Genomic DNA, 13,831 nt, shown 5'->3' with positions numbered 1-13,831 from the left:
TTTTTGCTTGGAAATAAACTATTTCTCCCCTACTATTAGAACGTTACACGCAAATTCATAATGAATGCCAAGGTCGATATGAAATCTTTTCCCTCGCTTTATTTAACAAACCTATTCTTAGTCGGTGGGACAGGCCTGCTGACTACTTACTTAGCGCTTTATTTAGGCCAGCACGGCGTCAGTACGTTTTGGATTGGCTTGCTTACCTCGTTTTATTACTTGGGTTTGTTGCTAGGTGCCAAATTGGGCTACCACCTGATCAAATCCGTTGGGCATATTCGTGCGTTTGCGGCAAGCACAGCAGCAGTGACGGCCTGCGTAGCAATACATGGGGTGAGTGACAATATCTATCTTTGGCTTGGACTACGACTTGTGGTGGGTCTTGGCATGATGTGTAACTTTATGGTGCTCGAAAGCTGGCTTAATGAACAAGCGGCACCTGAGCAGCGAGGGCGGGTATTTTCTTTTTACATGCTCACCTCCTACCTCGGTATGGTAAGTGGACAATTTGCGCTATCTAACTTTCCAGAGCTTGGCTATGCCCCGCTGTTTTTAATTGTTGTTGCCTTATCCTTTGGAATTATCCCCATTTCAACGACGAGGCGGATCCACCCGAAGCCACTTAAGCCCATTCAAGTCAGTTTGTTTACCTACTTCAAAAAAGTGCCCCAATCTCTCACTGCGGTCTGTTTTGCCGGTGTGATTAACGGTAGTTTTTATGGCCTTGCCCCGACTTTTGCCAGCCAATCAGGATTTAATGCCGAAGAAATTGCCATGTATATGTCGGTAACGATTTTTGCAGGCTTGCTTGCTCAGTGGCCAATGGGCGTTATCTCCGACCGAGTCCGCAGAAGCATATTACTGCGCAGTAATGCTATTTTTATCGGGTTGATTTCTCTTTGTATATTTTTGCTGCCACTGAGCCCAAACTACAGTCTTTGGCTAACTTTTGGTTTTGGGTTATTTGCATTTACCATGTATCCACTTTCTTCAGCTCTCGCAAACTCGCGCGTTGATGATGAAGACCGTGTTGGTGTTTCTTCTGCGCTGCTGGTGGCGTTTGGGGGAGGTGCCTGTGTTGGCTCAGCCTCTATTGCACAGATCATGTCCCACTTTGGTCATCAAGCGTTATACGCTTCATTAAGCGTGCTAACCGTTGTCATGTTTTTACTCCTTCACTTTATCAACGCCAGACAAAAGGCCGAACAGCCAGAGCCTAGCGACTATGTTGCTGCGACTTCTGACATTACCAGCTCACCGCTCGCTGCCACCATGGATCCGCGTATCGAGGAAAAAACGGCGCACGAGCAACTTCTTGTCGTTGACGAAGACGCGCCTCGCGATAACGACGATGAACTCGATGACAATGAGCAAAATAGTGAGCAAGTCGAGGAACTGGATGAAACAACTAACAAGACTCAGCCATAGCCTGACTGATAAGCACTAGTCGCCAAAGATTGCTTAATCAAGGTGTTATCAGCTATGTTTATAGAATGTAGCTGAGGAGTATTGTGATTTGCAAAACACTTGGATTGCCTTTTGTGGCGTTATGTTGCTCATAGCCTGTACCATAGCCAATAGCTGTGAGCTTGCAGTGCTTGACGGTAATGTCGTGCTCAATTCCTCGAAGATACAGCCTAAATGTCGTTTTAAACAAGATCAAACAGGACAGTTGTCTGCTGCGGCTAAGTTCACCTCGGCGCTAACTCGCCAAATGCCAAATTCTAAAATACAGCGGCTATCACAGGAGCACGCTCAGCAATCATGCAACATCGACGCGACCCAAGGCAGTTTGACGTGTACATTTAATGGCAAAAGCGACCGCTTCACGCTGACTAACACCGTTAAACAGGGGAAAATCGCATCTACAAACTGGCAAGATGATGAATATGTTTACCTTGGCTGGATGACTAATACTGAGGTATTAATGGGCTATATTGCGTTTGGCGCGCTTAACAAGCATATCGCACCCTTTTTCATTCCCGCCTCCCAGTTTTGCCAATATGGTTTGAGCTCGCATATTATCGATCTTGGTAAGGGCGACTTATTGTGCCAAAACCACGAGGGGGTTTGGTCTCATAGCCGTTTACTGCCCTTACCCCAGCCATGCCAACAACCACAACAAATGATCCAAGATAAAGGTGGTATTTGGGCGCTGGAATTTAACAAGAATAGCTACCAGTGGCAGATCTGTAGATATAATGATAACGCAGGTAGCTTGCTAGCCGCATACGAATACAGCATAGATTTAAAGGCAACGCTGGCTCGGTATGACTTACAGCCAAGTGATTATACCCAACTTACTTTTTTATCCAATGCCGATACTAACGCTATCGCGAATACGGTGGAAATAGATAACGTCTTTCCGGTCAGTGATATTACACCGGAGCTTGACCCACAGACGATAGAGCTACCTATTCAGCAGCTACGATACAAACTGACTAAGCGAGATTAATTGCCACTTACTCTTGTGCTTCGTAGCACTTGCGTTTCGCTATTTTGCTTTCTAAATTGATTTGGCGTGGTCCCCGTGGCTATTTTAAATGCTCTAGTAAATGGCCCAACCGACGCAAAACCACTTTCCAGTCCAACGACAAGTACCGGCCAATGCTGTTTAGCGGGATCTTGTAACAACACCTTGGCATGCTCAACTCTCAACTCATTGACCAATTGGCTAAAATTTCGCGCTTTCAGGTTTTGCCGTATCACTCGGCTTATCTTGTATTCAGGTTCATTAAATTGCTGAGCTAAGTCAGCAACTTTTAACCCTTCTTTGAGAAAGCCTTTTTGATCGATAAGAAAGTGTTCCACCTTCTGCTGGAGTGCAATATCATCCTCAGTTTGTGTTGTTCCATTTGATTCAACGCACCTAACAGATGTTATTGTTCGTTGAGACGAAAATCGCCAATACAGTAACACTTGCGCCGTCAATATAATGAGGATGGCTGCGCTTGTCACTGCCCATTCTTGAACCTCACGATTATCGGCAAAGCGATTTTCGACTAATTTGGTGCCTGCGACGCAAATAAAATAAGCAGACAAGAATAGCACCCGTTGTGCTTTTTCTTGCCCTTGAGACTGCGAGAACCCTCTACATCCTTCCCAAAATGCCAGCATGAGTACACTAGATGACAACAATAGGGTAAGCTCATACGTCGCAATGTTAAGCCACTCCACAAATCCGCTAGCATTCATGTGTAATTGGCTGTCGATAAATAAATAGCCCTGTCGCCACACGACTAAGGCAGCAATGGCAATTGCAAATACAATATGTCTTTTTAAAATGGCATATTTTTCTCTAAATAATGCCCGAGCAAGCAACCAAAACCCATTACAGGTCACACAAGCACCCATGCCAATTAAATACTGATATCCATTTAAGGAGTCCTGAGTCAGTTTTTTGGTCGTGGCCAATGCTATCGAGCCGCACACTAAAGCAAAGAGTAAATGTGCTGCTTTTTTCTCTTTTACAAAGAGCTGAGCAATAACCAAAGTACAACATAGGCTAAGCAGAAGTAGGTAGTAGTTTTCAATAGTCATGGTGATTGAAGGAATATTGATAGACACAGAAACTCTAACAGCCACACCAAAAGCATTCAAATTAACTTTGTAAGTAAACTTAACACCACCATTTTTAAAATTCGGCCTACTTTCTTTGCTTTGATTTTCAAAATCAAAGCGACGAGATAGTAAAACCTTGTCATTTTATATATCAAGTTTATTGATTTATAAGGATAAGTATTTTGTCTTCCCTCAATCTAACCAATTCAACAAGGGTGTCCTTTAATCCCTTTAGCGTACTGAGTGGTGCCGTGAAGAGCTGGGTATGTGTCGCATTGCTCGGGCAATGGATGTTTGCTGTTTATATCTTAGGCCTATATGCCATCCCGCTTATCGCGGGGCTCACAGAGCAAAGTGCGGCTGCTTCACCAGCGAGTGGGCACACAAAAGATGCCAAGGTATTTTTTAGCCACGTTTTACCCGCTGTGATTTTGGCCACCAGCGGCTTATTACAGCTTATTCCTACGGTGCGAAAACGCTTTCCACGCTTCCATCGTTACAACGGAAGAGTATTTTTTATTCTCGGTATTTCGGGCGCACTCACCGGGTTATATCTCACTTGGGTAACCGATCTTAGGCTAAGCGATGTTGGTGCCATTGGGATCACACTCAACGGTATATTAATTCCCATTGCGATATTTTTTGCTTGGCGCGCCGCCATACAAAAAAATATCGCCGCACATCAACGTTATGCCGCGCATAGTTTTTTCTTGGTGAATGGGGTGTGGACGTTTCGTCTTTATTTGTTTGGTTGGTACATGGTCAACCAAGGCTTCAATGGCAATACCGCAACCTTAGATGGCCCTGTCGATATATTTATTTCGTTTGCCTGCTATCTGCTACCAATGGCACTCGCAGAACTCTACTTTTGGGCAAAACGCCAAACCAAAGCCAGCGCACCGGTGTGGGTAATCGCGGTGATGATGAGCCTAGGTTTTGTGATCACCGCGATTGGCGTCTGTGCGGCCGCTATCATGATGTGGTGGCCACGCATTTCAGCCGTCTTTTTTAGTTAAATTACGGTTTAATCAGTTACAAATAATTCCCCAGCGCTGCTATATAACCCGTTCCTTGTCGTTTTGACTCGTGTTAAATTAGCGATGATTTTTAAGCAAGGAACGAGCGGTTATGCAAACTAGGTTAGTTACTCACATTGTTATCGTGGCTATTTTTATATTGCTGTCATTTGGTAGCGCTGTTGCTAATAACTCAGCAGATGCGAACTCGACACTGCAGCTTTCGTCCGCTTATTTTTCGCAAAAAAGAACGGTTCATATCGTCCTACCACCAAGCTATGAGCAAGGCAATACAAGCTATCCAGTGTTATATCTAACTGATGGTCAGAGCAATCTTGAACATACCGCTTCAGCGGCTCGTTTCTTGGCACAACAACATAAAATACCGGAACTTATCATTGTTGCTATCGAAACCAACGAACACCGCACTCGAGATCTGACCCCGTCTTATCGCAAAGGCAGCCTTGCGGTACTGGGACATTTCGCAGGTCCAACACGGCAGCAAAATCCGGGCGGTGCAGAAATGCTACTGCAATTTATCGACAAAGAACTCATCCCTTACGTAGACAAACATTATCGAACATCAGGCTATCGCGCGTTAGCAGGACACTCATTCGGTGGGCTATTTGCAACCTATGCACTACTTGAAAAACCCGATTTATTTAATGGTGTGATGTTGGCAAGTCCAAGCCTTTGGTGGGATAAAGAGCGATTATTAAATGACTTACTGGCAAAAGCGTTAATCAACAAGTGTATCTACATCAGCATGGCAGACGAAAGCACAATCATAACGCAGCCATTTCAACGTCTTAATGATGCTTGGCGAAAGCCAAATGGAATTGACTTCAAAGCGCAGCACTTTAGCGGCGAAAGCCATACGAGCGTCGTCTACCCGAGCTATTATCATGGTCTGCAGCACCTATTTAACCATTACCAACCATCCTTGAAGGTAGCTGCTGCCGGTGTCACTCAGCTGGAAAGTCATGTCGCCATCGCTAAGTCACTATATGGACTAAAGGCTTACCCCTACGACGCACTGACTTCGCAAGGGTATGCCGCCCTATTCGAACGTAACTTCACTGCGGCCATCAACCTGTTTAGCTTTGTGAGCCAACACAACTCAGAATCCCTCAATGCACTGCAGCAATTGGCGATGGCTTATCAGCAAAAAGGAGATAAGCCATCGCTATTAAAGACCTACCAAGCCATGCTTAAACTTAAAGGGCTAAGTGAAAGCGAACAAAAACATTTGCTCTCAGAAATCAAAGCATTGCAGCATTTACATTAACTGATTTTTCTAAAGTGGTGATATTCACTCAACGCAAGTGGCACGGAAACCACAGGGTTTTGTGAATACACCGTGCCCTCACTAATGTTGTGCCGCCAACACATTAGCAGTAGCACACGGTTCAAGTGCATTTAATAAACCGTGACATGATCCATAGTGATGTCATTCTCAGCACCACCGATGGCGAGGTAAATATACTTAGGTTTGCCTTGAATATTGGCTAGGCTTTTTGTGAATGCTTTTGGAAAAAACAAACACTCCCTTCAACCTTGTGCCTTTTTAAACACTGCCAGCAACTGACTTAGCACCGCCGCAATAATGACTCCAATCACCGCACCCAATCCAAGCTTGGCGATAATACTCAAAAGCCAGCTCATTGCAGGGAGCAGCTTTTCAATAGCGTGAACAATTTCTTCAAGTAAGTGGAACTGGTGAGCCAAAATATCAACGCCAACTAAAAGCATTGCCAACACACCGGCGACTGACAAAAACTTCATCAGACCGTTGGCAAAATAAAGCAGCCCCTTACCCACTCCACGTTTTATCGCCGCAAGTGTAGTCTTACCTACGTCCTTAATCATGGCTAAACCAATATCATCAAGCTTCACAATCAAAGCCACAATTCCGTAAACTCCAACGGTCAGCGCAAGCCCTATTAACGAAAGGACTATTGCTTGCTTTTCGAAAGGCTGATCAGCAATCGCCCCCAGCGCAATGATGATAATTTCCGCCGATAGAACAAAGTCGGTAACGATAGCGCCCTTGATTTTGTCTTTTTCAAACTCGACTAAGTCAATACGCTCATCCTCAAGCGCTTTGACAAACTCATCGGTTTCTTGCTGTTGCTCCTGACGGTGAAAAATAGCGTGGAGAATTTTTTCACCCCCCTCAAACAGCAAGTACAGCGCCCCTAAAATTAGCATAATGGGGATCATAAACGGCGCAAAGTAACTGCAAGCCAAAGCAACGGGCACTAAGATAAACTTATTCAGCAAGGAACCTTTAAACACCTTCCATACCACAGCAAGCTCCCGATCTGGTTTGATCCCACCCGATAGCTGCTCTGCGTTGACGGCAAGATCGTCTCCTAACACCGGCGCGGTTTTAGTTGCAGCTAATTTTGTTAGCGCAGCGACATCATCGAGCAAGGCAAGTAAGTTTGCAGATGGCATAGCACACTCCTTTCGTTTAAGTTGTTCATCAAGTGCGGTTGTCAACTAACTGTTTACGTTAGCAACAGGCCCTAATACACAATATTTTTATCATAGGCCAAACATGATATTGAAGGCATGACTGCTTCAAGACAACTTAAATGTTGTTTTAATTCTCTCGGCTCGGTAATTTTTTTATATCGTATCCAAGGGATCAAAGGCGTAGTGTCGTCCTGCTCTGTAGTTAGATAAGCCTCATACCCTTTTATCCATTCATTCAACAAACCAAATGCATACGCATAAGGTAACAATGCTTCGTACTCCGCCTTTTCGACTCCTTCAGCAAAGCAGTGCTGACTCTTTAGTTTAATGTATTGATAAAATTGCTGAGACTGCAATACCCAAGCTTTAAATTGCTTGGAAGGCCCGATAAATGAAAAGAAAGCCGCAATAAAACCTAGGTAAAAGAAGTGAAAAACCACACTGGTACCATTCACCAGCTCATCATCACCATCAACACACATCCATAATAAGAATAAATAGGTAGGAATATAAATTAACGCGCGTACAAGCCACATTTCTCGGCTCTTTTTATCTTCGTTGCGATGTTCTATGAACATCTCTACAATAACCACCGCGATTAACAACAGTGAAGTGCATAATAAAGCTACAATTAAACTACCCGTAAACACTTGCCACTCATTGCCAGCACCAAGTCCAATCACAACAAAAGAAGCACCTAACCAAAGTAAAATAGGCACAATAAAAGCAAGAAAGTTTACATTATGCTGCGCTTTTCCCACTTCGGCATTATTCACATAATGGCATATTATTTCTGTGAAAGACGTCCTCCCCTCGTTTCCTTTGTTAATAACAAAACGGTTTTTTATCACTCGTTTTCGCTTGCGTTTTCCACTCGAGTTTTGCACGTCTTGCTGTTGATAAAAGTAACGTTGCAGCTTACCACTTAACCCAACCACCTCTGACTCACTCGGCGCTTCGGGGTTTAACTGAATTTGGTGCAGCTTTTTTGGGTCAACATTACTAAATTCATCATTGTTTTTACCCCGTTCGCTAATCGTTAACTGTTTCGCCACTGCAAGCTTTAACACCTCAGCTAACGCGTCTTTTGCTGTTAGCATGCGTTCGATATTTGCAGAAACCAGCTCTCTTACCAAGCAAATCGGTAAATCTGGTGGTTGAGTGGAACAAGGAAGCGCATCGGCAAGTTTTGGCAATGCATGGAGGCGCTTGCGCGTTTGCCACACAGCCAATGCAAATAATATTAAAAACGGCAAAGCAATAAATAACACTCTAAACGGATACCATACTTTGCGGTAAAGGTAATTATCCTTAAATACACCTTTTTCAAACGCGAGTGCGATTTCTCCCTGTGCTTTATCTGCGATCTCAGATTGACTCTCGAATAGGAGCTGATTACGTCCATTAACTATTCCATCGCGTATCAAAAACGCATCATTGTTTAGATGATCGACAAACAATTGGTGTTCCTTGAGCGTCGCAGTTTGAGGGTAGAAAATGGAGACAGTAAGCTTTTTAATTTTCAGATTAACATTAGGAAAGAGTGCATACGTCAATTCGTCCAATGCCGGATAAAATCGCATCCGGTTTTTTGATTGATATCGCACTTCAAATTGCTGAGCTTGCCCTTGCTTTGGAAGCTGCTCTTTGCTTATTACGAGCGTTACTGCACTTCTATCGTAGTTATACTTCAGTGCATAACGCACTTCTTGCTCGTCGATTTTTACTGAGTCAATGCTGATATCGCTCAGATAGTGTGTACCATCTGGATATCTCACATCCAGCTCAATTGTTTGCTCGAGTCCCTGCCAATCGAAGTTTCCCCCTTGCAATATGCCTTGCTGAGTAACTTGAAGTGCACCAGATTTATTAATATCGAGATTAACTTGTAGCTGAGAGAAGTGAGGATCCGCTACTGACGCATCTTTAAATTTTAAATAAGCCAGGGAAGGCGCACTCACGAGCAATAAAATGATTGCCAGCAATACACCATAAAGCGTGGTAAACCAAAAGCGTTTAGTCATTGTTCAAATCCTTTGAATGCGCAGCGCTAAGTCTATGTAACTCAGCTCAATTTGCGCAGCAGACTAAAGCAAATAAGGTCTAATTTCAACACTAAAGTCACCATTAAAGGAGCCGCTTTTGGCGAGTAGACCTAGATAATATTTGCACATCACCGATTGGCTTTTTGGCTATACGCACTCCCTTTTAGTGCAACTAACAACCGCCTTAGCGCACAGTAATTGACACCGGAATAGCGCAGTGATCGCTGAGCATTCTCTCTTCAGACATATCCGCAAAAAAATGTACGCTGGGGTCAAATTTTACCGTGTTTGCAAGCTTGTTGCTTAGCAATATATGGTCAATCGGAACTGGGTAACGTGGGTGACAACCTGTCAGTGTTTTAGTTGCGTTTACCAAAGGTGCAGAAGCATTATTTTGGTGCTTGGTTAACTGCTGCCAAAATTGATTGTCGCCATGACTTAAACGATGATTGAAGTCGCCCAACACAATGGTGTTGCTATTTGCGCGTTTCTCCAACCAAGACTTAAGTACTGGTAATTGCTCTGCCAGCAATCGACAAGCTTTTTTATCCGAAGTCGAGTAGTTATCAACAAAACAACCGCTTTTAAGGTGAACATTAAGCACTGAAAGCTCACCAAACTGAGTATCTAAGGTCACAACTAGGCCATGTCGTAGCCCTTCAACATTCACGCTAAGTTCGCTCACGTTATCCACTTTGCTTGGGACAAGGTTATTTCTAATCGCAAACGCGGTTTTCTGTTGTGTGGACAGGTTGCCACTATCTCTACAATCATACGTCGCGCTATCTGCTCGACTTGAAATCAGTAATTGCCATTCACTGCTTGGAAAGACCTGCTCCAGCGCTTTAACCGATGCGACCTCTTGCAGCGCAATAACATCAGCATTAAGCCCTTTTGCATAATCGCGCAATGCGCTTATCTCCTGCTCGTCACGAGGCCTACACCCTACGCTCGATGGATATGCTAAATGCTCCATGTTCCAAGTCGCAATTTTAAGCGGTGCGGCGATTGCTTGGCTGCTCACCTTAGAGATACCGATATTTGAAGGCTCTGACTGGCATCCCAATAGCGAAAGGCCAAAAATAGTGCTAAATACAAATGCTGTTAATTTTGTTGTCATAATGAATCCAATCTAGGCGATAAAATCTAAAGTCAGTAGTAATCGCTTTTCCCCTGTAACTACTGCTGGTGAGCGATGCACTAAGCCACGGCCTTCATTACCGTCCCAACGCTCACCTTTTAATAATGCCACATCCCCACAGGCAAGCGATATTGCGTCTGCTTCAGGAGAAATAGTCAGTTTGTTGCCATCCCTTGATACATGCTGGTTTCTAAGCCACTCGCTGCCAGCGCCTGCGAGTGTAGTCACCAGTCGTACTGGCACTTTATCAACATGAAATTTCGGGCACATTGCAGTCTCGAGCGTTTTTAACCGTAAGCCAACGACGCGAAGCTCAAATAAGCAGCTAAACATATCCACAATTTCAATAATATGCGCCACCATCGTATCGCTAAAATTCAAATGCTTTAATGGCTCACTAACTTCGCAAGTGATCTTGCTAGTCGCAATTTGTAGGGCTAATTCTAGCTCTTTTGCTGTTTCTAAGTAGCGCCCAAACTCTGCTTTCAAAGCAGATGATAATGCATGTTGCCAAATCACAATATTGGTGTTGGGCTCATAAATCTTGGTTAACACGGTGGCATGCTCTGACTGCTGATGATGCAAAGAGTCCACGTCAAACAACGGCTCCATAGGCATAAGGCTATTCATAGTAACTCCAAATAGGGTTTTATTTAGTGAAAATTGCGACGCAGCGCATAGTTTCGAAGATGAGCGTAGGAGATGAGCATAGAGCCAAGCACTGTGAACAAGGTTTCTCCACCTTGTTCACCCAAAAAAGTTGCTAACACCAAGAGTGTGCAGCCCACGAGCCCTAAACTCACGACAAGACACGACTTATGCCGCACATAGCCAAACCCGAGAGCGAATATACTAATGGGTATAACGGCTATTAGTAACCACTGATGAAATACCTCATCAGATAGCGCTAATAGGCCCGCAAAGGGAGGAAGTACAATTAATAAAAAAGGTAATATTAAACAATGGACTATACACAACATAGATAACCCAATTGCTGCCTTGTCTCCAAACGACTGCACTTTTGCGCTCACGCTTTCTCCTTCGTCATGCCTACATCAACTTGATACAATATAACATACCAAACAAAGAAGAGTGAAACATTAAAAGCTGTAAAAATAAAAGGCCGCCGCGCCGTCTCTAAAAAGCGCATAACTGCGAGTGTTTGAAAGATGGTAGTGACGTTAAGTTTTATCTTCAGAGACAGAAAAGTACAGGAAGTGCCAGATACAAAACTTAACTATTGCCGCGCTAGTCGCTTTTTAGGCTAAGCGAGTGCTTACACAAAGCCCAAAAAGCGAGGCAAGTTAGATGACCTCTTTATGCATTAATTGCGACTACCGCAGTATTGGCAGTAACCCAAAAGCCAAGAAGGTACAGGCAATTAGTGATAATAATGACCCAGAACGCACCATAATCTTAACGGTTAATTCTGCAGTGACAGTTGATGAAAATCCAGCTCCAGCGATTGGAAGTGCTATACTTGCACCTGTTACAGATGCCAAAGTTATTCCCAGCCAAATAAGGGTAAATCCCAAGGCCGAGCCATAAGCCACAAATAGTTCTAAAGATAAAGGCAGCTCGACCAACGACCAGATAACACCAAAGATCGCGAGAGCCATTCCACATTGAACAGCAGTTAAGTGAGCGGAAAGCGCCATTCGGGAATTTTTAACCACTGGTATCAACGCACCTTGCATTAAACCGGCAAGAAAAAAAGCCATTCCAATAAAGATGAGTCGAGCGCCTATCTGTGTCAGTTCTATCATGATGTGCTCCATGCATGTATAGCACTTAGTTTGGCGACGCCACTTACATTACTGAAGTTATCAATGTAAAGCGATGAGTTTTGTTCCTGATGGCTTCTAAATTTATGAGCGATATTCATTATTAATCTCCGTTGAAAAAAGCATGGTAAACAACGAAGTACTAAAGTTCATTCACCTAGATTCATTTTTTAATTTACTCAATGTTTGGGGAGCGACACCCAGATAAGATGCCACATGATAAGACTTAACTTGCTTAAATATATAAGGGTATTCATCGAGTAAACGAGCATATCTCTGTGCAGCAGTCTCAGACATGAGAGAAAGGACACGTTTGTATGTTGCAGAATAATAGGTGTTATGTATCCATGTCCGTGCTAATACCTCCCATTTTTTATCTTGCGATAAAAGCTTATCAAGTGCTTCCAGAGGCGCTACATAAAAAACCGAATCTTCAAGAATTTCAAAATTAAGCATTGATCCTGTTTTTTCATAAAAGCTTACGCTATCGTCCATAAAATGATTTAAACCATGCTTACTTTTGCCACGAAAATAGAGCTGCCAAGTATGATCTTTGCCATTCATATCACTTAAATATGATCTGGCTAAACCACTTTTAATAAACCATATCTCATTAAACACCTCACCTGCATGATGTACCGTTGTTCCTTTTTTTACGTGTTTAATGTCAAATATTCCGCAAGCATAATCCCATTCATCATCATTGACAGGAATATAATGCTCAATCATTTTTCTAAAATATTTCATAGAACTACAGTTATTTTTTGTTAATTAGGCCAAAATTAACGGCAAAAATAGTTAGTCATAATTTGTGAGTAACGCACAAAGCCCAATTGAAGTATTTTTATACTTTTTTACTTCACTTCCTCAGCTTTGATATTAATAGTGAGGGTGTCACTTGTTTTGTACTTGATTCTTTCTAGCTGAAATAGGCATGTACAATTTGTTAAATCTCATTTTTCGCCGAAGCATGCGCTAGGATGATTCGCCACTTGCCGTTTATTTTTTGCCACACTTCGGAAATGTAGCTCGAGCGAATTATCCTATCTTTACCTATAATTTGGCAAAAACCAGTTACAGTTGTAACTGGACCCAACTGTTGATACTCCATTTGGGAGTTCTGAAAACTGGTAAAGGGTCCAAACCATTTCCCGTTTAATTTGCGAGCCGCGATATTTTTGAGCCTAGCCGGGTTAGATTCAACACCTTGCCCAGATACAATAGAAAAATTCTCAGACTCAATTTGCTCAAGTGTAACTGTGTTACCATCCAAATAGGCTTGTAGCCACGCTTCTCTAATCTTTCTTATTTCTTCCATGTTCAAATACTTCTCTCGAAATCTAAATGAATAAATAGCTGACACCCACTACTAATTTGCACCTTCCTAAGATGAATAAATAGCTGACACCCACTACTAATTTGCACCTTCCTAATGAATAAATAGCTGACACCCACTACTAATTTGCACCTTCCTAAGATACCGCCTAAGCTTTAATTCTGCACTCAAAGGATTGAGGAAACCAAACTATGGCTACTGCCCGTATCACAATTTAAACCAGACACCCACCGCTAATTTGCACCTTCCTAAGATACCGCCTAAGCTTTGAATCTACACTCAAAGGATTGAGGAAACTAAACTATGGCTACTGCCCGTAAAAGACAAATCAGTTTAACCGACACCAAATATTATCACTGTATCTCCCGTTGCGTAAGGCGCGCCTTTTTATGCGGTGAAGATAAATTTTCTGGAAAATCATACGAGCACCGCCGGGATTGGGTTGAAGAAAAGCTCCTGATGCTGGG

General features: G+C 43.1%; 14 protein-coding genes and 1 pseudogene. 5 read left to right on the top strand and 10 right to left on the bottom strand.

Features of this window, described 5'->3' with window-relative positions; genetic code table 11:
* Positions 1-78 precede the first annotated feature (78 nt).
* Together DRB05_RS02245 and DRB05_RS02240 are read left to right on the top strand one after the other, a co-directional pair.
* Positions 79-1,428, top strand: coding sequence for an MFS transporter (locus DRB05_RS02245; RefSeq protein WP_128725496.1), 1,350 nt, complete (start codon positions 79-81; stop codon positions 1,426-1,428).
* A gap of 88 nt (positions 1,429-1,516) precedes the next feature.
* Entirely contained in the window at positions 1,517-2,455 is a 939-nt protein-coding gene (locus tag DRB05_RS02240) for a hypothetical protein (protein WP_240036190.1), read from the top strand.
* On the opposite strand, the gene DRB05_RS02235 is transcribed toward DRB05_RS02240, so the two are convergent.
* On the bottom strand, positions 2,452-3,567 hold the full coding sequence (locus tag DRB05_RS02235) for an AraC family transcriptional regulator (protein ID WP_239966197.1): 1,116 nt from the start codon (positions 3,565-3,567) through the stop codon (positions 2,452-2,454). The genes DRB05_RS02240 and DRB05_RS02235 overlap by 4 nt on opposite strands.
* Before the next feature lie 176 nt (positions 3,568-3,743).
* Here DRB05_RS02235 and DRB05_RS02230 point away from each other — a divergent pair, with 176 nt between their 5' ends.
* Positions 3,744-4,577, top strand: a complete 834-nt coding sequence (locus DRB05_RS02230) for a DUF2306 domain-containing protein (RefSeq protein WP_128725494.1) — start codon at positions 3,744-3,746, stop codon at positions 4,575-4,577.
* A 112-nt stretch (positions 4,578-4,689) separates the two neighbouring features.
* Complete coding sequence (locus DRB05_RS02225) at positions 4,690-5,865, top strand: alpha/beta hydrolase-fold protein (protein WP_128725493.1); 1,176 nt, start codon at positions 4,690-4,692, stop codon at positions 5,863-5,865.
* Positions 5,866-5,996: 131 nt separating this feature from the next.
* Here the strand turns inward: DRB05_RS02225 and DRB05_RS23075 are convergent, their stop codons facing one another.
* The 9 genes from DRB05_RS23075 to DRB05_RS02180 form a co-directional block, all read right to left on the bottom strand.
* Positions 5,997-6,119, bottom strand: a complete 123-nt coding sequence (locus DRB05_RS23075; RefSeq protein ID WP_275669070.1) for a hypothetical protein — start codon at positions 6,117-6,119, stop codon at positions 5,997-5,999.
* A gap of 9 nt (positions 6,120-6,128) precedes the next feature.
* Complete coding sequence (locus DRB05_RS02215) at positions 6,129-7,037, bottom strand: DUF808 family protein (protein ID WP_128725492.1); 909 nt, start codon at positions 7,035-7,037, stop codon at positions 6,129-6,131.
* A 71-nt stretch (positions 7,038-7,108) separates the two neighbouring features.
* Positions 7,109-9,082, bottom strand: coding sequence for a DUF2207 domain-containing protein (locus DRB05_RS02210; RefSeq protein WP_128725491.1), 1,974 nt, complete (start codon positions 9,080-9,082; stop codon positions 7,109-7,111).
* A 205-nt stretch (positions 9,083-9,287) separates the two neighbouring features.
* On the bottom strand, positions 9,288-10,223 hold the full coding sequence (locus DRB05_RS02205; protein ID WP_128725490.1) for an endonuclease/exonuclease/phosphatase family protein: 936 nt from the start codon (positions 10,221-10,223) through the stop codon (positions 9,288-9,290).
* Between the two features lie 12 nt (positions 10,224-10,235).
* Positions 10,236-10,874 (bottom strand): DUF1826 domain-containing protein, encoded by a 639-nt coding sequence (locus tag DRB05_RS02200; RefSeq protein ID WP_128725489.1) that lies wholly within the window; start codon positions 10,872-10,874, stop codon positions 10,236-10,238.
* A 23-nt stretch (positions 10,875-10,897) separates the two neighbouring features.
* On the bottom strand, positions 10,898-11,275 hold the full coding sequence (locus DRB05_RS02195; protein WP_128725488.1) for a MerC domain-containing protein: 378 nt from the start codon (positions 11,273-11,275) through the stop codon (positions 10,898-10,900).
* Positions 11,276-11,578: 303 nt separating this feature from the next.
* Positions 11,579-12,010 (bottom strand): hydrogenase, encoded by a 432-nt coding sequence (locus DRB05_RS02190; RefSeq protein WP_128725487.1) that lies wholly within the window; start codon positions 12,008-12,010, stop codon positions 11,579-11,581.
* A 171-nt stretch (positions 12,011-12,181) separates the two neighbouring features.
* Positions 12,182-12,775: a Crp/Fnr family transcriptional regulator gene (locus tag DRB05_RS02185; RefSeq protein ID WP_128725486.1), complete on the bottom strand. Its 594-nt coding sequence runs from the start codon at positions 12,773-12,775 to the stop codon at positions 12,182-12,184.
* 199 nt (positions 12,776-12,974) lie between these two features.
* Positions 12,975-13,346 (bottom strand): nuclear transport factor 2 family protein, encoded by a 372-nt coding sequence (locus DRB05_RS02180; RefSeq protein ID WP_128725485.1) that lies wholly within the window; start codon positions 13,344-13,346, stop codon positions 12,975-12,977.
* 321 nt (positions 13,347-13,667) lie between these two features.
* Between DRB05_RS02180 and DRB05_RS02175 the strand changes: the two are divergent.
* A pseudogene (locus tag DRB05_RS02175) lies at positions 13,668-13,831 on the top strand (transposase); the annotation flags it as partial.

Origin of the sequence: Pseudoalteromonas sp. A757 (assembly GCF_004103285.1) — a bacterium.
GTDB lineage: Bacteria > Pseudomonadota > Gammaproteobacteria > Enterobacterales > Alteromonadaceae > Pseudoalteromonas > Pseudoalteromonas galatheae.
This window is presented reverse-complemented; position numbering and strand designations above follow the sequence as displayed.